At 55.0% G+C, this 22,410-nt stretch carries 21 protein-coding genes; 13 read left to right on the top strand and 8 right to left on the bottom strand.

All coding sequences use genetic code 11. The features are described from left to right. Positions 1-191: 191 nt before the first annotated feature. The 4 genes from hslO to NR177_RS16340 are packed head-to-tail and all read right to left on the bottom strand — an operon-like array spanning position 192 to position 4,359. Positions 192-1,058, bottom strand: coding sequence for an Hsp33 family molecular chaperone HslO (gene hslO, locus NR177_RS16325; protein WP_096011058.1), 867 nt, complete (start codon positions 1,056-1,058; stop codon positions 192-194). Positions 1,059-1,102: 44 nt separating this feature from the next. Further along, a complete protein-coding gene (hslR, locus tag NR177_RS16330) occupies positions 1,103-1,504 on the bottom strand; it encodes a ribosome-associated heat shock protein Hsp15 (RefSeq protein WP_063877514.1) in 402 nt (133 codons plus the stop codon). Continuing rightward, positions 1,501-2,166: a GMP/IMP nucleotidase gene (gene yrfG / locus NR177_RS16335; protein ID WP_371560244.1), complete on the bottom strand. Its 666-nt coding sequence runs from the start codon at positions 2,164-2,166 to the stop codon at positions 1,501-1,503. Before yrfG ends, hslR begins: the two co-directional genes overlap by 4 nt. 57 nt (positions 2,167-2,223) lie before the next feature. Next, positions 2,224-4,359, bottom strand: a complete 2,136-nt coding sequence (locus NR177_RS16340) for an intracellular growth attenuator family protein (RefSeq protein WP_145394616.1) — start codon at positions 4,357-4,359, stop codon at positions 2,224-2,226. A 383-nt stretch (positions 4,360-4,742) separates the two neighbouring features. Here NR177_RS16340 and nudE point away from each other — a divergent pair, with 383 nt between their 5' ends. Beyond that, entirely contained in the window at positions 4,743-5,309 is a 567-nt protein-coding gene (gene nudE / locus NR177_RS16345) for an ADP compounds hydrolase NudE (protein WP_063877511.1), read from the top strand. 57 nt (positions 5,310-5,366) lie between these two features. Here nudE and mrcA read toward each other — a convergent pair whose 3' ends face one another. Continuing rightward, the gene (gene mrcA, locus NR177_RS16350) at positions 5,367-7,919 is read right to left on the bottom strand and encodes a peptidoglycan glycosyltransferase/peptidoglycan DD-transpeptidase MrcA (protein ID WP_096011061.1); all 2,553 of its coding nucleotides are present in this window, start codon (positions 7,917-7,919) and stop codon (positions 5,367-5,369) included. A gap of 116 nt (positions 7,920-8,035) precedes the next feature. Here mrcA and pilM point away from each other — a divergent pair, with 116 nt between their 5' ends. From pilM to trpS, 12 genes are all read left to right on the top strand, one after another. After that, complete coding sequence (gene pilM, locus NR177_RS16355) at positions 8,036-8,842, top strand: pilus assembly protein PilM (protein ID WP_256853249.1); 807 nt, start codon at positions 8,036-8,038, stop codon at positions 8,840-8,842. Further along, positions 8,842-9,384 (top strand): PilN domain-containing protein, encoded by a 543-nt coding sequence (locus NR177_RS16360; RefSeq protein ID WP_256853250.1) that lies wholly within the window; start codon positions 8,842-8,844, stop codon positions 9,382-9,384. The genes pilM and NR177_RS16360 overlap by 1 nt, the downstream gene beginning before the upstream one ends. After that, a complete protein-coding gene (locus tag NR177_RS16365; protein WP_256853251.1) occupies positions 9,377-9,865 on the top strand; it encodes a hypothetical protein in 489 nt (162 codons plus the stop codon). Before NR177_RS16360 ends, NR177_RS16365 begins: the two co-directional genes overlap by 8 nt. Continuing rightward, positions 9,852-10,241: a HofP DNA utilization family protein gene (locus tag NR177_RS16370; RefSeq protein ID WP_256853252.1), complete on the top strand. Its 390-nt coding sequence runs from the start codon at positions 9,852-9,854 to the stop codon at positions 10,239-10,241. The genes NR177_RS16365 and NR177_RS16370 overlap by 14 nt, the downstream gene beginning before the upstream one ends. Beyond that, positions 10,177-11,448 (top strand): DNA uptake porin HofQ, encoded by a 1,272-nt coding sequence (gene hofQ, locus NR177_RS16375; RefSeq protein ID WP_241568173.1) that lies wholly within the window; start codon positions 10,177-10,179, stop codon positions 11,446-11,448. Before NR177_RS16370 ends, hofQ begins: the two co-directional genes overlap by 65 nt. A 363-nt stretch (positions 11,449-11,811) precedes the next feature. Further along, a complete protein-coding gene (gene aroK, locus NR177_RS16380; protein ID WP_063877505.1) occupies positions 11,812-12,333 on the top strand; it encodes a shikimate kinase AroK in 522 nt (173 codons plus the stop codon). A 38-nt stretch (positions 12,334-12,371) separates the two neighbouring features. Next, on the top strand, positions 12,372-13,460 hold the full coding sequence (gene aroB / locus NR177_RS16385; protein ID WP_063877504.1) for a 3-dehydroquinate synthase: 1,089 nt from the start codon (positions 12,372-12,374) through the stop codon (positions 13,458-13,460). A gap of 47 nt (positions 13,461-13,507) precedes the next feature. Beyond that, complete coding sequence (locus tag NR177_RS16390; RefSeq protein WP_256853264.1) at positions 13,508-14,611, top strand: SPOR domain-containing protein; 1,104 nt, start codon at positions 13,508-13,510, stop codon at positions 14,609-14,611. A 96-nt stretch (positions 14,612-14,707) separates the two neighbouring features. Next, on the top strand, positions 14,708-15,520 hold the full coding sequence (gene dam, locus NR177_RS16395; RefSeq protein ID WP_096011068.1) for an adenine-specific DNA-methyltransferase: 813 nt from the start codon (positions 14,708-14,710) through the stop codon (positions 15,518-15,520). A 66-nt stretch (positions 15,521-15,586) separates the two neighbouring features. Next, on the top strand, positions 15,587-16,270 hold the full coding sequence (rpe, locus tag NR177_RS16400) for a ribulose-phosphate 3-epimerase (RefSeq protein WP_014594778.1): 684 nt from the start codon (positions 15,587-15,589) through the stop codon (positions 16,268-16,270). Beyond that, on the top strand, positions 16,254-16,931 hold the full coding sequence (locus NR177_RS16405) for a phosphoglycolate phosphatase (protein WP_096011069.1): 678 nt from the start codon (positions 16,254-16,256) through the stop codon (positions 16,929-16,931). The genes rpe and NR177_RS16405 overlap by 17 nt, the downstream gene beginning before the upstream one ends. A gap of 17 nt (positions 16,932-16,948) precedes the next feature. Beyond that, a complete protein-coding gene (gene trpS / locus NR177_RS16410) occupies positions 16,949-17,953 on the top strand; it encodes a tryptophan--tRNA ligase (protein WP_063877501.1) in 1,005 nt (334 codons plus the stop codon). A 49-nt stretch (positions 17,954-18,002) separates the two neighbouring features. Here the strand turns inward: trpS and cysG are convergent, their stop codons facing one another. The 3 genes from cysG to nirB all read right to left on the bottom strand — a co-directional run bounded on the left by cysG (position 18,003) and on the right by nirB (position 22,328). Continuing rightward, entirely contained in the window at positions 18,003-19,367 is a 1,365-nt protein-coding gene (cysG, locus tag NR177_RS16415) for a siroheme synthase CysG (RefSeq protein WP_256853253.1), read from the bottom strand. An 82-nt stretch (positions 19,368-19,449) separates the two neighbouring features. Further along, entirely contained in the window at positions 19,450-19,791 is a 342-nt protein-coding gene (gene nirD, locus NR177_RS16420; RefSeq protein ID WP_063877499.1) for a nitrite reductase small subunit NirD, read from the bottom strand. After that, entirely contained in the window at positions 19,788-22,328 is a 2,541-nt protein-coding gene (nirB, locus tag NR177_RS16425; protein ID WP_256853254.1) for a nitrite reductase large subunit NirB, read from the bottom strand. Before nirB ends, nirD begins: the two co-directional genes overlap by 4 nt. Between the last annotated feature and the right edge of the window lie 82 nt (positions 22,329-22,410).

A 22,410-nucleotide genomic window follows, 5' to 3' on the forward strand; every position in this document is an offset into this window, starting at 1 on the left:
CACGATCGCGCGCAGTTTACGCTACTGTGTCAGGCGAGAAAGGCTTGTTCGTTAAAAATGAGACTCAGGGCGCGTTAAGGGTATGTTTCGAACGTTTTTAAGATGTTAAGAAAGTAAAAAAAGATAATTTGCTAAGTAAATTAAGGGCATAGCGATGGGGCAGGCAGGGCGGCCTGACCGCCCTGGTCGGATCAGTGAAGGCGATTGCTGTTCTCAAGGGAGTGGCTACGAATCCCGGCAATGTCTACCGCATCGAACACGTAATGTGATCCGCAGTAGTCGCAGTTCATATCGATTTTGCCATCTTCAGCAATAATCTCGTCGACTTCTTCCTGCGGCAGCGTTCTCAGTACCTCGCTGCAACGTTCGCGCGAACAGGTGCATTTATAGACAACCGGCTGCGGGTCGTAAACGGTCACTTCTTCCTGATGGTAAAGACGCCACAGCACATCGGTCGCGGGCAAATCGATCAGCTCTTCCGTTTTAATCGTCTCGGTCAGCGTAGCCAGATGCGCAAAGTCTTCTTTATCGGTGTCCTGAGCCGGTAAAACCTGCAACAGAATCCCGGCTGCGCCTGCGTTGCTGGTGCGAATAAACAGGCGGGTCGGCAACTGTTCGGAGCGCATAAAATAGTCTTCCAGACATTCACTTAGCGTGTCGCCTTCCAGACCGACCACGCCCTGATAGCGCTCGCCTTTTTCAGGCGTGATGGTAATGACCAAATAGCCATTGCCCACCATGCTCTTCAGTGTGCTGTCGTCAGGAATGTCACCTTTCATCCGTGCGATACCGCGTAACTCCTGCTGATTGTTGCCATTAATCACGGCTAACGTCAGGGGACCATCGCCCTGGAGCTGAACGGTAATTTCACCATCAAATTTTAGCGTTGCGGTAAGCAGGCTGGTCGCCACCAGCAATTCGCCCAGCAGGGTTTGTACCGCAGGCGGATAGTCGTGATTTTTCAGGATGGCTTGCCAGGTGTTTGAAACATTGACCAGTTCGCCGCGAACGGACGCATTTTCAAACAGATAACGACGCAGTTGATCGTGCTCAGACATAATTTTCTCTCTTTTGGCGGGCGGTGACAGGTTCAGTAACCTGCTTATTCATCACCCGATAACTTAAATTTCATCAAATCGCGGCGTTCTTTCTTGTCGGGCCGACGATCGGGATGGGGCATGGTCAGCGCATTCATCTTGCGCGCCAGGGCTACTTTTTCACGTTTTTCAATACTGGCTTCCGTCTCGCGGTAAAGCAGCTGTGCTTCACTGGCAGAACGGCGCTGCTCGCTGATGTCGGCGATCACTACGGTGCGCTCATCATTACCCTGACGCAGGGTTAACTCAGCATCCCGCTCGACAAGCTTGCTGGGTTTACTGCGCTGGCCGTTGTAATGAACCTTGCCACCTTCAATCATCTCGCGTGCGATAGAACGGGTTTTGTAGAAACGCGCCGCCCAAAGCCATTTATCAAGACGAACGCCTTCGCTTGGTTTTTCTTTCATTGCTGCTCCCAGGCCTGAATCAGTGTGCGGTAGTCGCTTATTGCACCGTGACGCTGAAAGTGTTGTTCAGGACGACCGGAGTCAGGATTACTGACGCCCAGGCACCAGCCGATTCCCCATGATTTGGCGGCATCAAGAATGGTTTCGTTGTCATCGATGAACACTGTCCGTGATGCATCAAAGCCAGTGTGCTGCTCAACCGCCTGCCACAAACGTTGATCTTCTTTCGGATAGCCAAAGGTATGGGTGGAAAGTAATAAATCAAGGTGTGATGCTAAACCTGTTTGTTTCAGTTTAACGTCCAGATTCCAGGGATGCGCATTGGTGAGCAGGATGGTGCGTTTACCCGCCTGACGTAAAGCCTGTAAAAAAGGCAGTGTATCAACACGCAAGCTGACGCGATGGCGCTGTTCCCAGGTCATGGCATGAATGTCTAACTGCAGCGCCTGCGACCAGTAATCCAGACAATACCAGTTTAGCGTATGCGCCACGGCCTGATATTTTTCTTCAATAATCTGACGCGCCTGAGCAGCAGAAATACCGCGTTGGGTACGCAGGGTATCAGGGACAAGCTCCAGCCAGAAAAAGCGGTCAAACGCCAGATCGAGCAACGTGCCGTCCATATCGAGCAGCACGGTGTCAAAGTCAGACCGGTTGAACATCATGGTGAATTTACCCGTTGCCAGTTAGCGCAACAGGGTAGCACAGTTGCAGGGGGCTCAAAATATGGAGCGCACGCCCTGTATAGTGCTTAACGTAGGATTAAAGCATTTATCGTAATATTGCTGGATAGCATGCATACGCTGACGATTCAGATGAATGCGCCGCAATGCCAGCAGGCCGTTCACGATGCCGCAGGCCAGCAGCACCATCAGCAACAGCGCGGCACCCAGATAGCGCCATTTTGCCATGGCATCAGGCTCATTGTGCAGGGCGATGTGGCGTGTGCCGTTTGCATCGGTATAGATATTGGTAATGATGCCGGTGGCGCTGAACGGCGTATGCAGCAACAGTGAGGACAGACGTTGCAGCTCTTGCCACTGTGACGATGCATCCAGATCAAACAGCGGAACAGCAGGCTGGGGCTGATTGACGAGCTGGTGCCCTTCATCGCTGGCGATAACGAATCCGCCCGGCGGTGGGCTGTTAAGGTTCTCAGCGGCGCGACGCGTTTCACGGAAGAAGAAGGTGGAGGTCGCGGTGTGTACCAGGTTTTCCAGCGCTTCAGCACTGACCGGACGCAGCAGGACATTCATCCCGTTAAGCTGACCGGAATCGGCGCGGCTGACTAAGGTGTCCCAGTCTTTGGCATTACCCAGGTTCACCAGGGCATTTTTAAGGCGCATACAGTCCTGTGCCTGGCTGCAGAGCGCCTGCGTTTTCAGCACCAGGTCTGAAAAGTCATCCAGCAGAATCATGCCCGATTTCTGAATTGCCGAGGCTAACTGAGGATTCAGTTTGGGATCGGTGTTGGTTTCGGGATGCAGCTGTTTCGTCGTGGTATCCAGCAATGCCGAGGCTTTCTCAATAATATCTGAGTGGGGCAGCGGCAGGGGCGTTGCGTTATTCCAGTAAATTTGTGAGCAATCGAACGGCATATAGGTATAGGTGCGATTGCTTTGGTAGTTGTCCGGCACCGCACACATGCCGGTCCCTGTGACCTTCAGGCTGTCGCCGACTTTAAGATCCACGCTACTCAGTTGGTTAACGCTGCTGACATCCAGGCTGTCGGTGCCTTTAGCCCAGGCCAGACTCAGCTTGATGGGCATGCTGAGCGGAATCCAGGTGATTAACAAAGCCAGAACAATCAGCGAGCCGCAGGCCAGCACGACATTTTTACGCCAGCGTTGCAGCGGAAAATTTCTGACCTCATCCTGCAGTGAAAGAAAGCGCCCCTGGCGCACCACCTGGCGATTCAGATAAATATCGACGTCCGTCACCTGACCCAGATCGTGAGCAACGTAGGGCTGCCAGTGGGCAGGATAAGCCAGATCGATAATCCCCAGCGTAATGTTGCTCTGTTCCTGATTTGACTCACCAAATAAGCCCCAGCGCTTGGGCGCGCCGCGCAGACAGTGAATTTCACGCAGGCCATTCTCACCAGGCACACGATACATCAGCCACAGACTGGCGACGATCATGATGCCCGCAATCACCGACAGCCAGATCATCAGGCTGGCTGGCAACAGCAAGCCGATAAAAAACAACATCAAGGCAAAAGAAATAATGACCGCTTCCCGCGTGCCGTCAGGGCGAGACAGCCGATACTCTTCCAGGGTTTCTTTGCGCACCCGCACTAATTCCACGTTTTCACTTTCCGCTTTGCGGATCGACGCGTTGGTGGAAGCCGGACGTATCAGGCTGGGTAGCGACTGCTGATCAACGGCGTAATCCACCAGCGAGTGTCCATTCAAAGAGATGATTAATGGAACGGACTGGGTGCGGATGAGCTCAACGTAGTTTTCATCCGTGATGTACTGTTCCCACAGCGGCGGCAAATGGACTTCCACTTCATCCAGATAGTAGCGCCACTTATGGGGATCGTCGGTGGAGAGGCCATAACGGGTAATCGCCCGCGTGACAGGATAGACATTGTTGCTTTGCGCGGTCAGCACCAGCTTGTCATGTTGACGGCGGGATTCACCGGGACTGAGGATACGGGGCTGTTTTTCAAGGGCAGCAAGGTACTGTTCAACCGCCTTGCGCTCCCGTTCAGACAGCTTACGGCAGGGCGGGCTAATGAATGGCAGCGGTTTCGCCAACGGGGGCCTGCGCCGCATAGCGTACCAAAATCCAATACCTGCCAGAATTGAACAGGTTAGCACTACGGCCAATATAATAATTATTGTGCTCATGCTTTGCTCAATTCAGCCAAAATACTGCCTTCACTTTAAACTTACATCCCCAGATTCGCCCACGATGCAAGACGATTTATGGGAGGTTAAACAACTCTGACACGTTTAACAATAAACGAAATAGTTCTGTAAATCATTTAATTAGGCGTTATGACATCACACACTGCCAGAATAGTAACGACAGTGCACCCGTTATTGTATCGGCATTATCTGAATTTTGAAGCGAGATATTGACTAACACAAATTTTTTGTACTCAGGAAACCAGTGTTATCGTAGATAAAAGCGGCATACGCGCTGCGTGCGGTTGGAGAGTCGCACAAAGGCGGATCGTTAGGTATGCTAATTCGCTCCTGAGTGCTGGCGCAGCAAGTTTGAGGCTGATATGAAAAAGTCGTTAAAAAAACCTGACATCCTCAATGTAGAAACCGTGGCAAGGTCTCGATTGTTTACTGTTGAAGCGGTAGACCTGGCCTTTAGTAATGGCGCACGGCGTATTTACGAGCGCATGAAGCCCTCGGAACGTGAAGCAGTGATGATCGTGCCGATTATCGATGATCACCTGGTGCTGATTGAAGAGTACGCGGTGGGTCTGGAGACCTACGAACTGGGCTTCCCTAAAGGCTTGATCGATCCGGGTGAAACCGTAAACCAGGCTGCGGACCGTGAACTCAAAGAGGAGGCGGGATTCGGTGCGGGCCAGCTGACTACCCTGGGCAAACTGACCATGGCGCCGTCGTACTTTTCCAGCAAGATGAATATTGTCGTGGCAGAAGGGCTTTATCAGGAGAAGCTGGAAGGCGATGAGCCTGAGCCGCTGGTGGTGCATCACTGGCCGTTAAGCAACATGCTGGCATTATTGCAGGAGCCTGATTTTCGCGAAGCGCGCAACGTCAGTGCATTGTTTATGGTACGTGAGTGGCTGGTGAAGCAGGGACGTATCAGCTATTAACATCCGCGCAAGACAGGCCGGATAAGCAGGGGCGACTCGCGCCGCCCCTGAGGATTATCAGAACAGTTCGTGGCTCTCGCCATTATCCATAATGGTGGTGCCGGCATCATGCACCGAATACTCGGTTGGCTGCGTCCCGTTGATAAAGTACTCCTGGCGCGTATTACCACTGCCGTTTGCCAGTTTGCCCGTACTCCGATCGATGGTGACAGTCACGATGCCATCCGGTGGCGTGAGCGGCTGAACCGGCACGCCATCCAGAGCGACCTTCATAAAGTCATCCCAGGCAGGCTGTGCACTCTTCGCGCCGCCTTCATAACCCGATATTTGATCGGGAATCGCGCCAGAAAGGGTACTGCGACCCAGATCGCGACGCGCATCATCAAAGCCGATCCACACCGAGGTGACGACGCCGGGGCCGTAGCCCGAGAACCAGGCATCTTTGGAACTGTTGGTTGTGCCCGTTTTTCCGCCAATATCATTACGCTTCAGGTCGCGCCCGGCACGCCAGCCCGTGCCCATCCAGCCCGGTTCGCCAAAAATATTACTGTTCAGCGCACTTTTGATCAGGAATGACAGCGGCGTATTAATCACGTGCGGCGCATACTGCTGTTCACCACCCGGCTGCGGCTGTGCCGGTACCTGCTCCAGCTCAGGCTGCGGCACCGTCTGGTTTTGCTGCTGAGCCGAAGGCGCAACGTTCTCAACGCTCTCGGCGTTCAGCGCCAGCGCTTTTTTGGTTTCACCGTAAATTACCGGTAAGTTGCACTGAGGGCAGGCAATTCTCGGTTTTTCTTCAAAAACAGTTTGTCCCTGTTCATTTTCAATTTTGCTAATGAAGTAAGGATCAATCAGGAAGCCGCCATTCGCCATGACGGAATAACCGCGCACCACCTGCAGAGGGGTAAACGAGGCTGCCCCAAGGGCCAGTGATTCAGTATGCACAATGTTCTGCGCCGGGAAGCCAAAGCGCTGTAAGTACTCGGCCGCGTAATCCACGCCCATCGCACGCATCGCGCGAACCATCACAACGTTTTTCGACTGACCCAGCCCCTGGCGCAGACGAATCGGGCCATCGTAGGTAGGCGGTGAGTTCTTCGGACGCCAGTCCGCACCGGCACCTGCATCCCAGCGGGAAATAGGCACGTCGTTAAGAATGGATGCCAGCGTTAATCCCCGATCCATCGCGGCCGTGTACAGGAACGGCTTAATGTTCGAGCCCACCTGGCGCAGTGCCTGAGTAGCGCGGTTGAACATGCTTTGGTTAAAGTCAAAACCGCCCACCAGTGCGCGCACGGCACCGTTGGTCGGATCTAACGAAACCAGTGCCGAGTTCACGTCCGGGACCTGGCCCAGCCACCATGTATCGCCGACCTGGCGTACCCAAACCTGCTGGCCTGGCTGCAGAACCTGAGTCAGGCTTTTAGGGGTTGGCCCTTGCACCGTGTCAGACTTAAAGGCACGCGCCCAGCGAACGCCAGCCATGGTCAGTGACACGTTGCTACCATCTTTCATCATGACGGTGGCTTCATCGCTCTGCGCATGGGTAACAACGGCCGGATGAAGGGGACCGTACAGAGGAAGATTTTTTAACGCTTTAACAATCTGCGCCTGTCCCCATGCAGGTTCACCGACTTTCCACAGCACGCTGGTCGGGCCACGGTAGCCATGACGCATATCATATGCCATTACGTTGTTCTGCACGGCTTCCTGCGCAGACTGCTGCAGACGTCGCGTGACGGTGGTGTAAACCTTGTAGCCATCGGTGTAAGCATTATTACCATAGCGTTTTACCATCTCCTGGCGTGCCATCTCACTGAGATAAGGCGCAGAGAAGACGATTTTAGGGCCATGATAGGTGGCGACTAACGGTGTGTTACGCGCCTCATCGTACTGTTGCTGGGTGATGTAATGCTGATCCAGCATACGGGCCAGAACGACATTGCGACGTGCGACGGCGCGGCTGTGTGAATAAAGCGGGTTAAAGGTCGACGGGGCTTTAGGCAGACCGGCGATGGTCGCCATTTCGCTCAATGACAGCTCATTAACGGGCTTACCAAAATAAACCTGTGAGGCGGCACCCACACCGTAAGCCCGGTAGCCGAGGTAGATTTTGTTCAGGTAAAGCTCAAGAATCTCGTCTTTATTCAGCAACTGCTCGATGCGAATCGCCAGAAAGGCTTCCTTGATTTTTCGCATCAGGGAGCGTTCTGGGCTAAGGAAGAAGTTACGTGCCAGCTGCTGGGTTATCGTACTGGCCCCCTGCGAAGCATGGCCTGACACCAGCGCAACACTGGCAGCACGGAAAATCCCGATGGGATCTACACCGTGATGCTCATAGAAGCGGCTGTCTTCCGTTGCAATAAATGCTTTAACCATCTCAGGCGGAACCTGTTGCAGGCTAAGCGGTATACGGCGCATTTCACCGTACTGGGCGATAAGGTCGCCCTCAGCGCTGTAAACCTGCATTGGGGTTTGCAAACGCACATCTTTCAGCGTGTTAACGTCGGGTAACTGCGGCTCAATATATTTGTACAAACCATAAATCGAGCCAGCTCCCAGCAAGATGCAACACACTGCAAGGATTAATAAATACTTTACGAACTTCACCTGAGATTTCCCATCTGTTGTCGTTTGGGCAGTTTATAAGCAACCGCGCAGTAGTATAAAGGCAAGCCAGACGCTTTGATATGTCCATTTTTCCGGACGATAAGGAGATCGCGCGCATGGCTTTTCACACCTGGCAAATTGGGCTGGATATCCAGAACAGGCAGTGCTGTGCCCTTGCCATCCTGCGTCGCCGCCAGGGTTGGCAATTATGCCACTGGTGGCAGCAGCGGCTGGCGCAAGATACGTTAAGAAACGGCGTGCTGCAATCTTCCCCTGAATTGCTGTCAGTGTTAGACCGCTGGCGAAAGTGCTTACCCCAGCGCTACTCACTGCGTGTAGGGCTTCCTGCCCAGTTGGTACTGCAGCAGCCGCTTTCGCTTCCCGAACCGCCGTTAAAAGAACCGGCATTAAGCCGTTTTGTCCGGGCGGCTGCCCAACGTCTTTTTCCCGTTGATCCGCGCGAACTGGCGCTGGATTACCGTCTCGACCCCGCGCATGGGCAACTGTGTGTCACGGCCGCCCGGCTGGATGTGGTTAAACAGTGGCACGCTCCGCTGGCACAGGCAGGACTGAAACCCAGCGTATTTGAACTTGCCACCCAGGCGCTCAATATCGTTACTGAACAGGCGCAATTTACTGCGGGAAGTGTAGTGGTTTTGCGACAGGATGCACGCTACCTGTGGAGTGACGGCATCAACGCCGCATCTTTTGCCGATGAGGTCGGGCTGGCGGCGCTGCATAAGCAGGCTTTTCCTCAGGCAAGCCGCGTTTTTTATTGTGATGCTGATAGCGTTTCATCCCCCGCCGGTACGGTTCCTTTTTCACCTTTGCAGCTGTTGCGCTGTCCGTCGCCGCCTTTGCCTGACAACCCCGCTGCATTTGTACTGGCGACCGGCCTGGCGCTGCGACACGAGGATCGCTAATGGTCGCGGTTAACCTTTTACCCTGGCGTCGCTGGCGCTGGCAACGCCAACAACGCCAGGGCCTTGTTGCGCTGGCCATAACGTTACTGATTTTAGTGTCAGCGGTCGCACTGCGGTTCTGGCAAGGGCATCAGGCGCTCACTCAGGCTGAACTTCAGCATATCCGGCTTACGCGTGCCCTTGAGACGCTTGTGCAGCGCGTGGAACAGCAAAAACTGCTGCTGCAACAGCTGGCCGAGGTACAGCAACGCCGCAGCTGGCTGCGTCAGCAGGCCAGGCAGTTTAGCGTCTGGCAACAGCTTTGGCTGGACTTGCCCGGCTTGCTGCCCGACGGGCTGTGGTTAACCCGGTTGGAGAAGCGCAATACGGATTTGCTTCTGGAGGGCAAGGCGCAGCAGATGCAGGATATCCGCCATTTTCGCCAGCGTTTAACGGGCGTGGCGCTTTTTTCACAGATTAGGCAGGGCAATGTGCAGCGCCAGTCAGAAGGGGATTACCACTTCACGTTGCGCATCAGGCTGAAGGAGGAGAACAGTGAGTAACGGGTTTCAGTTCTGGCTGCAGTTAGCCGTGCCGCTTCGCTATGGCAGCCTGCTGGCGGCGGCTTCCGGCCTGTTCTTTGTTGCCTGGTGGACGGTGTTAGCGCCACAGCGGCAAGCGTTAGACGCTGCCATGCACCAGCTGGCACAACAGCAGCAACGCCTGCAACAGCAGCAGGTGCAACTGGCCCGGCATCCTGACATTGACGCGTTACAGGCTGAGCTGGCGCAGGCGGCGGCGAGGCAACCCGCAGCGCAACTGGCGCTGGAGGCCATTATCGCAGAGCGAGGCGCACAACTGGAGGCGTGGCTTAGCGATGAACAGCCGCGGGCGCTGACGCTCCACCTGGAGTGGTCGCAGTTTCAGCCCCTTTTTACAGCGCTGTCCCAATCTGCGACGGCTTTCCCTGGCCGTTTTCAACTCACCGCACACCCGGCGCACCTGGTGGCGCAGCTCTGGCTGGACGCTGATGAAACCTTTTAGCGTCATGCTGATCATGCTCTGCTGCGGCGTTGCGCAGGCGCGCGATCCGTTTCGTCCTCTTACCGGCGTGGCTTGTGTGGCAGAAGTTGAACCGCTCAGCGAATGGCGCTTACAGGGAATTATCGGCCGTGCGCCGAGGTTCCAGGGCTGGCTCCTGACCCCGCAGGGTAACGCCGTGAAAGTGCTCAGCGACCAACCCTTTCCCCTGCTTCCCTGGCAAACAGACCAGTTTACGTCGCGCACACTCAGGCTGTCTGTGCCCGGCAGCTGTTCGTCTCAATATTTCACCTTTCATCTCAAAGGAAGCCCGCATGATAAGGATATCGATTCTGACGTTTCTGCTGATCTGCCTGACGTCCGCCCGCGCCAGCCATGATGAGGGCTTAAGCCTGGCCTTTGACGATGCGCCCATTGAGCGGGTTTTACAGGCACTGGCCGATTATCAACAGGTCAACCTGATGATTTCCCCCGAGGTTCAGGGGACGCTCTCACTGCGGCTGGATAACGTGCCCTGGCAGCAGGCGCTGTCGCTGGTCGCCCGCATGGCGCGGCTGACCTTGCTGGAAGAGGACAACGTTCTGCTGGTTTATCCAGAGCACTGGCAACAGCAGCGGCGCGAGGCAGAACAGGCGCAGCAAGCAGAGGTGTTGCAGCAACAGCCCCTACAACAGCGCAGGATAAGCCTGCACTATGCCAGTGCCAGTGAGGTTCATCGCAGCCTGCAGGGCGAACGTCAGTCGCTGATGACAGCAAGAGGAAGCGCCACGGTCGACAGCCGGACGAACAGCATGCTGCTACGCGACAGCGCGGCGGCCCTGAAAGAAACCGAGCGCTGGGTGCGCGCGCTCGATGTACCGCTGGAGCAGGTGGAACTGGCTGCACATATCGTCACCATCAGCGAAGATCACCTGCATGAGCTGGGCGTTAACTGGCGGCTGTACAATGCGGGCGACGTCGTTGACCGTGCGTTACGTCATCCTCTGCTTGATATTCCGTTAGGGCTGAATTCGCCCGCCGTCTCGGTTGGCGTCACACTGTCGCGAATTGGGGGTAAACTCCTGGATTTAGAACTCAGCGCCCTGGAGCAGGAGAATCAGGTCGAAATTATCGCCAGCCCACGTCTGTTTACCTCGCATCAACAAACCGCCACCATCAAACAGGGAACAGAAATCCCTTATGAAGTCTCCGCGGGCAACAGCGGGGCGACCAGTATCGAGTTTAAGGAGGCGGTGCTGGGCATGGAAGTGACGCCAACCGTTTTAGGCAATGGCCGCATTCAGCTAAAAATTCGTATCAGCCAGAACGTACCGGGGCGCGCGATTCAGACCGGTGATTCACAGGTCCTGTCTATCGATAAGCAGGAAATTGAAACCCAGGTGACGGTCAACGACGGGCAAACCCTGGCATTGGGCGGGATTTTCCATCAGCAGCGCACGCGCGGGCAGCGCCAGGTTCCACTGCTTGGTCATCTTCCCGCTGTGGGCAACCTGTTTCGACAGCAGTCCGAAGAACATAAGAAACGTGAGCTGGTTATTTTTATGACGCCGCGATTGGTCAGGGAAGCAGCGCTTACGGCACGATAAAACGGAAAATGTGCCCATAAAGTCCAACTGCGTTGACGCAGGGCTGGAATTAGCTTACAAGGTTTAGCGATTTTTAACACGTTGTAAGCGTCTGTGTTGGAAAAACCAGGCAAACAGATGAGAGAATTCCTCTGTAAGCAGTGATGTCACAACGCTGTACTGACGCATTACAGTTTCGCGAACGACGGGCCAATTCAGAAATGGATGTGCTGTTAGCAATATAATCGGTTGCCAAACAGCCTTGAGTGTTGAGATAATTTTTCGTCTGACTCTTGCTAACGCTCATGAGGTCTCAGTTCCTGTCCCGCCAGCAAAATGCTGAAAGCGGGGTATCATTAACGAATTCTTAGTAATACCGACAAAATGGCAGAGAAACGCAATATCTTTCTGGTTGGGCCGATGGGTGCCGGCAAAAGCACTATTGGCCGTCAGTTGGCTCAGCAACTCAATATGGAGTTCTTCGATTCCGATCAGGAAATTGAGCGACGCACCGGAGCGGATGTGGGCTGGGTTTTTGACGTTGAAGGCGAAGCTGGCTTCCGCGATCGTGAAGAAAAAATCATCAATGAACTGACCGAGAAGCAGGGCATCGTCCTGGCGACCGGTGGCGGCTCCGTAAAATCCCGGGAAACACGTAATCGTCTCTCCGCCCGCGGCGTCGTGGTTTATCTTGAAACCACTATTGAGAAACAACTGGCACGTACACAGCGTGATAAAAAACGCCCCTTACTGCAGGTAGAGTCGCCGCCACGTGAAGTGCTTGAAGCGCTGGCAGATGAACGCAACCCGCTTTATGAAGAGATCGCCGATGTTACCATCCGCACTGACGATCAAAGTGCAAAAGTGGTGGCGAATCAGATTATCAACATGTTGGAAAAAAGTTGATCCAACGTTTGAAGGCTCTTTGACAGGTATCGAGCACCATGGAGAAGATCACCGTTTCACTGGGGGAACGTAGTTACCCCATCACTATCGCCGCCGGACTGTTTAACGATCCGGCTTCTTTTTGGCCGTTAAAAGCGGGTGATAATGCCATGCTGGTGACTAACCAGACGCTGGCACCGCTCTACCTTGATAAGGTATCGGCTCTGCTGAAGGCGGCGGGGGTGAAAACGGATCAGGTGATTTTGCCCGACGGTGAGCAATTTAAAACGCTTGCCGTGATGGATCAGGTCTTTACTGCACTACTGCAAAAACCCCATGGTCGTGATACCACGCTGGTGGCGCTTGGCGGTGGTGTTATTGGCGATCTTACGGGTTTTGCGGCGGCAAGCTATCAGCGTGGCGTGCGTTTTATTCAGGTGCCGACAACGCTGCTGTCCCAGGTTGACTCCTCGGTTGGTGGCAAAACGGCCGTTAATCATCCTCTTGGCAAAAACATGATTGGCGCGTTTTATCAGCCCGCGTCTGTCGTGATCGACACCGAGTGTCTTCGCTCACTGCCGCCGCGTGAGCTGGCTTCCGGTCTGGCGGAGGTCATCAAGTACGGCATTATTCTGGACGGTGAATTCTTTCAGTGGCTTGAGCAGAATCTTGATCGTCTTCTGGCGCTGGATGAATCCGCACTGGCCTGGTGTATCCGCCGTTGCTGTGAGTTAAAGGCTGAGGTCGTCGCCGCAGATGAGCGCGAGCACGGCCAGCGCGCATTACTTAATCTTGGTCATACTTTTGGTCATGCTATTGAAGCCCATATGGGCTATGGCAACTGGTTACACGGTGAGGCGATTGCTGCTGGGATGGTGATGGCGGCGCGCACGGCGCAACGTCTGGGCCAGTTCAGCGCACAGGACTGCGATCGCGTCATTGCGCTACTGCAACGTGCCGGTTTACCGGTGAACGGGCCGGTAGAGATGCAGGCAGAAGACTATTTGCCGCATATGATGCGTGACAAAAAGGTTCTGGCTGGTGAATTGCGTCTGATACTGCCGCTGTCGATTGGACGTGCTGAAGTGCGCGGTGGCGTAGCTCATGATATGGTGATGGCTGCAATTAATGATTGCCAGAAATCTTGATATTAAGCAGGAAAGTGGTGACGCGGCGCGCGGGTGCGCAGTGCGGGATGCCGCTTTACGGAGGAGGCAGAATGGATGAGTTCAAACCGGATGATGAATTCAAACCGGATGATGAGTTAAAACCTGACGCCAGCGACCGCCGTCCCTCGCGCCCACGTAAATCGTCTTCTGCGACGAAAGCACCGGTATCGCGTCAGCATGTCATGATGGGCGTTGGTATTCTGGTGTTACTGCTGGTAGTGCTGGGAATTGGCTCTGCGCTGAATGGTTCTGACGACAGTAAGTCTTCTTCGGCCAATGGCAGCAAGAGCGCGCCTGCTACTGGCTCGACAGGTTCTGGCAGCGAAAAAAATATTGACCTGAGTGGCTCAACCGCCATGAGCGGTGGACAGAATGCCGCCGGGACGCCATCACCGTCTGCGACAACCCAGAATGCACCTGGCACGGCATCTTCTACGGAGGCGACGAATGCGCCACGCGACATTTCCATGCCGCCAGTTGCGTCCACGCCGACGCAGGCCGCGCCTGTTGAAACTCCGGCGAATCAGCAGCGTGTTACTTTACCTGGCGATCTGAACACCGCCCTGACGAATCAACAGCAGCAGGTTGATGGCGCGGCTCAGGGGGCAGAAAACAGCAGCTCACTGCCTACGGCACCCGCAACGGTCAGTGGCAAAGCCGGTTCCGCCGCCGCCAATACGCCCGCAGCAGGCCGAACCAACGCAGGCCAGGCCGCATTGACGCCACGCCATACGCGTGAGCAGCCGGTGAAAACCGCCGCTAAGCCGACGGCCAGTGAACATAAAACCCACACCACGCCAGCGCACACCGCAGTGAATAATGCGCCTGCTAAAGCCGCTGGCAACGGTGCAACGGCGAGTAAATCCCTGCCTGGCGGTAATTATACGCTGCAGCTGAGTGGTGCGTCGAAGGCAGAGAGCCTGAATGCCTGGGCGAAGAAACAAAATCTGAGCGCGTATCACGTGTATAAAACAACGCGTAACGGCCAGCCCTGGTATGTGCTGGTAAGTGGTGCATATGCAACACCGGCAGACGCGAAACGTGCCGTAGCTGCGTTGCCTGCTGAAGTGCGCGCACAGAATCCATGGGTGAAACCGGTTAGTCAGGTCAGGAAAGAAGCCAGCCAATAAATGATATGGGGCCGGCAGCTGCTGGTCCCGTTTTAAGCGCAGATCTGCTGTCGGTTCAACCACAGCCTCACAATAAGATGTAAATACCACGACAGCATGAAAAAAAATCGCGCTTTTTTAAAATGGGCGGGGGGAAAATTTCCCTTAGTCGAAGAGATCCACCGTTATTTGCCGCAAGGTGATTGCCTGATCGAACCCTTTGTCGGCGCTGGCTCAGTGTTTCTCAACTCCGATTTTGATCGCTATCACCTGGCCGACATCAACAACGATCTCATCAATCTCTACAACATCGTGAAAACGCGTACGGCGGATTTTATTCGCGATGCGCGTTTGCTGTTCACGCCTGAAGGCAATAACGAAGCCTGCTATTATCAGCTCCGTACTGAATTTAATCTCAGCAAAGACGCTTATCAGCGTGCGCTGTTATTCCTCTATCTCAATCGCCATTGTTACAACGGTCTGTGTCGTTACAATTTGCGCGGCGAGTTCAATGTGCCTTTTGGTCGCTACCGCAAACCTTACTTTCCGGAAGCCGAGCTGCTCTGGTTTGCTGAACGTGCGCAAAAAGCGACGTTTGTCTGCGAATCATACGATGTTACCCTGAACAATGCCCAGAAAGGCTCTGTGGTATATTGTGATCCGCCGTACGCGCCACTGTCCGCGACGGCTAACTTTACGGCTTACCATACGAATAGTTTCAGTCTGAATGAGCAGCAACATCTGGCGCAACTGGCTGCGAAGCTGGCGTCGGAGAGTCAAATCCCGGTGCTGATTTCTAACCATGATACTGAACTGACGCGTTGCTGGTATCAGGATGCCGTGTTACATGTGGTCAAAGTCCGGCGTTCTATTAGCCGAAGCATAACCGGCCGCACCAAGGTCGACGAACTGCTGGCACTTTATCGCTAGTCTGTTTCGTCCGCGGCCAGGGTATTTCGCCAGCAGTGATGCTGGCGCACAACAGTGGAGAATCGGATGAAACAATATTTGCTGGCCCCTTCAATCCTTTCGGCAGACTTTGCCCGCCTGGGTGAAGACACTGCGAAAGCACTGGCGGCTGGAGGCGACGTGGTTCACTTCGACGTTATGGACAACCACTATGTTCCTAATCTGACGATGGGACCGATGGTACTGAAAGCGCTGCGTGACTACGGTATTACGGCCCCGATCGATGTGCATTTAATGGTGAAGCCCGTGGACGCGTTAATTCCCGAGTTTGCCAAAGCCGGCGCCACCTATATCACCTTCCACCCGGAAGCCAGCGAGCATGTTGACCGTACGCTGCAGCTGATTAAAGAGCACGGTTGCAAGGCCGGTCTGGTGTTTAACCCCGCCACGCCGCTCAGCTACCTCGACTACGTGATGGATAAGCTGGATATCATTCTGCTGATGTCGGTGAATCCCGGTTTCGGTGGTCAGTCATTTATTCCGGGCACCCTGGATAAACTTCGTGAAGCGCGTAAACGCATCGATCAGAGCGGCTACAGCATTCGTCTGGAAGTGGATGGTGGTGTGAAGATTGATAATATTGGCCAAATCGCCGCCGCGGGTGCGGATATGTTTGTGGCCGGTTCAGCCATCTTTGGGCATCCGGACTATAAAAAAGTGATCGACGACATGCGGAACGAGCTGGAGAAAGCGAATGGCTCATTTCACTGATATTCACGCGCTGGCGTTCGACCTGGATGGCACGCTGGTCGACAGCGCGCCGGGCCTGGCTGATGCTATCGATCTGACGCTTGCGGACCTGCGTTTGCCTGCCGCTGGCGTCGGGCGCGTGTCCACCTGGATTGGTAACGGTGCGGATATCATGATGTCGCGCGCCCTGACCTGGGCACTGGGACGCGAGCCTCAGCAGGATGAGCAGCGCGATGCCCGGGTATTATTTGACAAACATTACGCCAATACGGTGGACGCCGGCAGTACGCTGTTTCCTCAGGTTAAAGAAACGCTGGCAAAACTTCAGGCGCTGAACATCCCGATGGCGATTGTCACCAATAAGCCCACGCCATTCGTTGCGCCCTTGCTGGCCTCCCTGGGGATCGATGGCGCGTTTTCACTGATTATTGGCGGTGACGACGTGGTGGTTAAAAAACCCCATCCTGCTGCTATTTTTCTGGTGCTGGGTAAATTTGGCCTGTTGCCTGACCAACTGCTGTTTGTTGGCGATTCGCGCAATGATATTCTGGCTGCGCAGTCGGCTGGTGTACCCAATATCGGTATGACTTTTGGCTATAACTATGGCGAACCTATTGCCACCAGCCAGCCCGATCTCACCCTTGACTCTTTTGACGACCTTTTGCCCGCTATCGGGCGGTAATTTATCAGGACATAAGCATGAGCAAACCCATCGTTTTCAGCGGCGCACAGCCGTCCGGCGAACTGACCATTGGCAACTATATGGGTGCGCTGCGTCAGTGGGTGCAGATGCAGGACGATTTCCACTGCATTTACTGTATCGTCGACCTGCACGCGATCACCGTTCGCCAGGACCCGACAGCACTGCGTAAAGCCACCTTAGATACGCTGGCGCTGTACCTAGCCTGCGGTATTGATCCAAAGAAGAGCACTGTCTTCGTTCAGTCTCATGTGCCAGAGCACACGCAGCTGAGCTGGATTCTGAACTGCTACACCTATTTTGGTGAGCTGAACCGTATGACGCAGTTCAAAGACAAATCCTCGCGCTATGAAGAAAACATTAACGCGGGATTGTTCAGCTATCCGGTGCTGATGGCCGCAGATATTTTGCTTTATCAGACGACGCAGGTGCCGGTGGGTGAAGATCAGAAACAGCATCTTGAACTGAGTCGCGACATTGCCAGCCGGTTTAATGCCCTGTATGGCGATGTCTTTAAAGTGCCTGAGCCGTTCATTCCTAAATCTGGCGCACGCGTGATGTCCCTGCTGGAACCGACGAAAAAGATGTCTAAGTCGGACGATAACCGCAATAACGTTATCGGCCTGCTGGAAGATCCCAAATCCGTGGTTAAAAAAATCAAGCGTGCGATGACTGACTCTGAAGAGCCACCGGTCATTCGCTATGACGTTAAAGAGAAGGCGGGCGTGTCAAACCTGCTGGACATCCTGTCCGGCGTGACCGGCAAGCCGGTAGCGGAGCTGGAGCAGGAATTTGAAGGCAAAATGTACGGGCACCTGAAAGGCGCGGTCGCGGATGCGGTATCTGGCATGCTGACTGATCTGCAGGAACGTTATCATCGCTTCCGTAACGATGAAGCGTTGCTGGAGCAGGTGATGCGTGAGGGTGCACAAAAAGCCCGTGCTCAGGCGCAGGAAACCCTGAAAAAGGTGTATGCCGCCGTGGGTTTTGTTTCTCAGCCTTAGTCAGTGCTGGCATAACCTCAACGGCGAGCGAAAGCTCGCCGTTATTGTTTTAAAACCAACGTAATGTTTCGCGCAGGCTGACCACGCTGCCCACAATAATCAGACTGGGGCTGGTAACCTGTTGCGCTAAATCGCTGAGCGCTTGCAGCGTACCGGTAAGAACGCGTTGGTCTGTGCTGGTGCCTTTCTCCACCAGGGCTACGGGCATATCGGCGCGCATGCCGTGATGAATAAGCTGTTGCTGAATTTCTGCTGCCTGCGTGAGGCCCATATAAAACACCAACGTTTGCTGTTCTGCCGCCAGCGTCTGCCAGGCCAGTGAGCCCTGCTTTTGCAGATGGCCGGTGACCAGCCGTACGCTTTGCGCATGGTCGCGATGGGTGAGGGGAATACCGCTGTAGGCGGCACAGCCCGATGCTGCCGTAATGCCGGGCACCACGCTAAAGGGGATCTGATGCTGTGCCAGAATCTCCAGCTCTTCACCGCCCCGGCCAAAGATAAAGGGATCGCCGCCTTTCAAACGTACGACCCGTTTACCGCGCTGGGCCTGCTGGAGCAACAGCTGGTTGATCTCATCCTGGGGCACGCAGTGGTGACCTGCACGTTTACCCACAAAGACGCGTTCCGCATCACGACGCACGAGATCGAGAACGGCATCGGAAACCAGCCTGTCGTAAACGATCACATCCGCCTGCTGGATCTGCTGTAAACCTTTGAGCGTCAGTAACCCCGCATCGCCCGGGCCGGCACCGACCAGCACCACTTCACCTTGGGTTCGCCGATCCTCTGCGAACAGGGTTTCGGTTAGTTCATCTGCCCGTGTGTTGTCGCCATTCGCCAGGCTTTGCGCCAGCCTGGCGCTGCTAAAAAAACGTTCCCAGAAGTGGCGACGTTGCGCCATCGCGGTGAACTGCTTTTTCACCCTGCTGCGCAAGGTTCCGGCTCGCTGGGCCAGTTTCCCCAGGTGCTGCGGCAACATCGCCTCTAGTTTTTCACGCAGAAGCCTTGCCAGCACGGGTGCCCGACCGCCGGAGGACACGGCAATCATCAGCGGCGAGCGGTCAATAATGGAGGGCATGATGGCACTGGCCTGCTCGGGTGCATCGACCAGATTACAAAAGATTTGCTGCGTTTCAGCCACGTCGGCGACCTGTTGATTAACACCCTCATCGTTGGTGGCCGCGACGACCAGCCAACAGCCCGCCAGCCAGTCCGGGTGAAATTCACCGTGTATCAAGGTCAGCTCTCCCGCTTGCGCCCAGTGCTGAAACGCAGAAGAAAAGGTCAGTGCGCCCACGCTGAGGCTGGCCCCGGCGGCCAACAGCAGCCGGGCTTTGCGCTCGGCGACGTCGCCGGCACCCACCAGCAGGCAGCATTTGCCTTGCAGGCGACAAAAAAGAGGGAAATAGTCCATAGCCAGTCCTGCTAAAAGCCCGTATTCACGGGCTGGCTTGAGAGGGATAAACGATGATAATCGTTTTGGGGAACAGGTGGCGCTAAATCCGCGCGGGCAGTGCCTTAACCTCAACCTGGCCTGCATTGACGCGGACCGGATACACCGGCACAGAGCGTGATGCATCCTCCATGCAGTATCCATCACGCAGACGGAAACGCTGTTTTTTCAACGGGCTGGCGACCCACAGTTCGCCCTGATGTTCACCGATAATCCCGCGAGACAGAACGCTGGCGTCTGCAAAAGGGTCAAGGTTACTGAGAGCAAATACGCGATCGTCAGCGCTGGGGCGGAAGACGGCAATCTGATGACCACTGACCCAGGCACAGACGCCGGTGGCAGGCAGGATCTGCGCTAACGGGCAGACGCGGGTCCATTCACTCATAGTGTGTTCTCCTCGATCAGCGTGACGGCGATACGTTCATCCGGGCGCGCCGGACGATGCTGAAGGCGTTCGGCAACGACCTGTACGTTGGGATCGCGCTGAGGTGTATTGATGAAATGGGCAAAACGCACCAGGCCTTGCGGGTCCTGCAGCGCCGTTTGCCACTCACATTCGGCGCTGGCGCGCAGAATGCTCAGATCCTGTTCGAGCTGCGGGTTAAGCCCTAAGCTGTCATCAACGATGACGCTGCGCAGGTAGTCGATACCACCTTCAAGGCTCTCCAGCCACAGTGAGGTCCGCTGTAACCGATCGGCGGTGCGGATATAAAACATCATAAAGCGGTCCAGATAAGCAATCAGCGTCGCGTCATCAAGGTCTGCCGCCAGCAGATCGCCATGACGGGGTTTCATGCCGCCATTACCGCACACATACAGGTTCCAGCCTTTTTCCGTCGCGATAATCCCAACATCTTTGCCCTGGGCTTCGGCGCATTCACGGGTGCAACCCGACACGCCGAACTTCATTTTATGCGGCGTGCGAATGCCTTTATAGCGGTTCTCCAGCATGATGCCGAAGCCAAGGCTGTCACCCACGCCATAGCGACACCAGCTGCTGCCTACACAGGTTTTTGCCATACGGAGCGCTTTGGCATAGGCCTGACCGGTTTCAAATCCAGCGGCGATTAACTGCGACCAGATGGCGGGTAAATCATCTTTTTGCGCACCAAACAGGCCAATACGCTGGGAGCCGGTGATTTTGGTGTAGAGATGATACTGCTGTGCGATGTCGCCAATGACCTTAAGTCCCTGTGGCGTTATCTCCCCGCCCGGTGAACGTGGAATGACAGAATAGGTGCCATCTTTCTGGATATTGCCCAGGAAGTTGTCGTTGCTGTCCTGCAGAGAGGCGTGCTCGGGTTTCAGAATGTACTCGTTCCAGCAGGACGCCAACAGCGAGCCAACAGTCGGTTTACAGATTTCACAGCCATAGCCATGGCCGTGCTTCGCCAGTAGCGCATCAAAGGTTTTAATCCCTTCTACCTTAATCAGGTGATACAACGCCTGACGAGAGTAGGGGAAGTGCTCACATATATGATTATTCACTTCAATGCCCTGATGACTCAGCTCACTGTTCAGGACCTGGGTGATCAGGGGAATACAGCCGCCACAACCGGTGCCGGCTCGGGTTTCGGCCTTGAGCGCGGCGACAGTGTGACAACCGCCTTTCACGGCGTTAACGATATCGCCTTTACTGACATCAAAGCAGGAGCAGATTTGCGCACTGGCAGGCAGCGCGTCCACCCCAATCGAGGCTTTTTCACCGTTGCCTGCGGGTAAGATCAGCGTTTCCGGGTTGGCCGGAAGCGGAATGGCATTCAGCACCAACTGCAGCAGATTACCGTAGTCGCGGGTATCGCCCACTAACACCGCGCCCAGCAGCGTTTTGTGGTCCCGACTCACAATCAGTCGTTTGTAGATGGAGTTCGCCTCGTCCAGCCAGACAATGCTGCGGGCACCCGGCGTGCTGGCGCGGGTGTCACCGATACCGGCCACGTCAACACCCAGCAGTTTCAGTTTGGCACTCATGTCGGCACCCGCAAACGCGTTATCACGCCCCAACAGCACATCACTTGCCACCTGCGCCATTTTATAACCCGGCGCCACCAGGCCATAGGCACGATTGTGCCAGGCGGCGCACTCACCGATGGCGTAGATAGCCGGATCGCTGGTCTGGCACTGGTCGTTGATGGCGATACCGCCGCGCGTACCCAGCGTCAGACCACACTGTTTGGCCAGCTTATCCTGTGGGCGGATACCGGTGGAGAACACGATAAAGTCGACATCGAGATGGCTGCCATCAGCGAACAGCAATGTCTTGCCGCCGTTATCATGATGCACAATCTGCTGGGTATTTTTGCCGGTGTGAACCTGCACGCCCATCTGCTCGATCTTATGACGTAACAGCTCACCGCCCTGTTGGTCTACTTGCTCAGCCATTAACACGGGGGCGAATTCAATCACGTGGGTTTCGACGCCCAGATTTTTCAGCGCGCCTGCCGCTTCAAGGCCAAGCAGGCCACCACCGATTACCGCACCGCGCTGGCTACGACGCGAACAGGCTTCAATGGCATTCAGATCTTCAATCGTACGGTAGACAAAGCAATCACTGCCCTCTGCGCCCGCAACAGGCGGAATCCACGGGACGGAACCGGTCGAAAAGACCAGCGTGTCATAATGCACGGCGCGCCCGGTGCTGGAGTGAACCCGCTTTTCATCACGGTTAATGGTCATGGCACGCTCGCCCAGCAGCAGATTGACATGATGTTTTTCGTAGTAGCCTTCCCGGACAAGGGAAAGTTTTTCAGCGGTATGGTGAGCGAAGTAAGCGGAGAGGTGAACGCGATCGTAGGCGACACGGGGTTCTTCACAAAAAACCGTTAAGGAAAACTGACCAGGCGCGGCTTTATCCATGAGTTCTTCGATGAAGCGGTGACCGACCATGCCGTTACCGATAATGACGACACTGTGATTGCTCATTTTTGCCTCAAATTTGCGATATCTGCGGCTACAATAGCGCGGCTTGTCTGGCGCTTATTGATGTACATCAATCGTAATGCGA

It is taken from the genome of Pantoea sp. Fr+CA_20 (assembly GCF_024520835.1).
In the GTDB taxonomy this organism is placed as follows: Bacteria; Pseudomonadota; Gammaproteobacteria; order Enterobacterales; family Enterobacteriaceae; genus Pantoea; species Pantoea allii.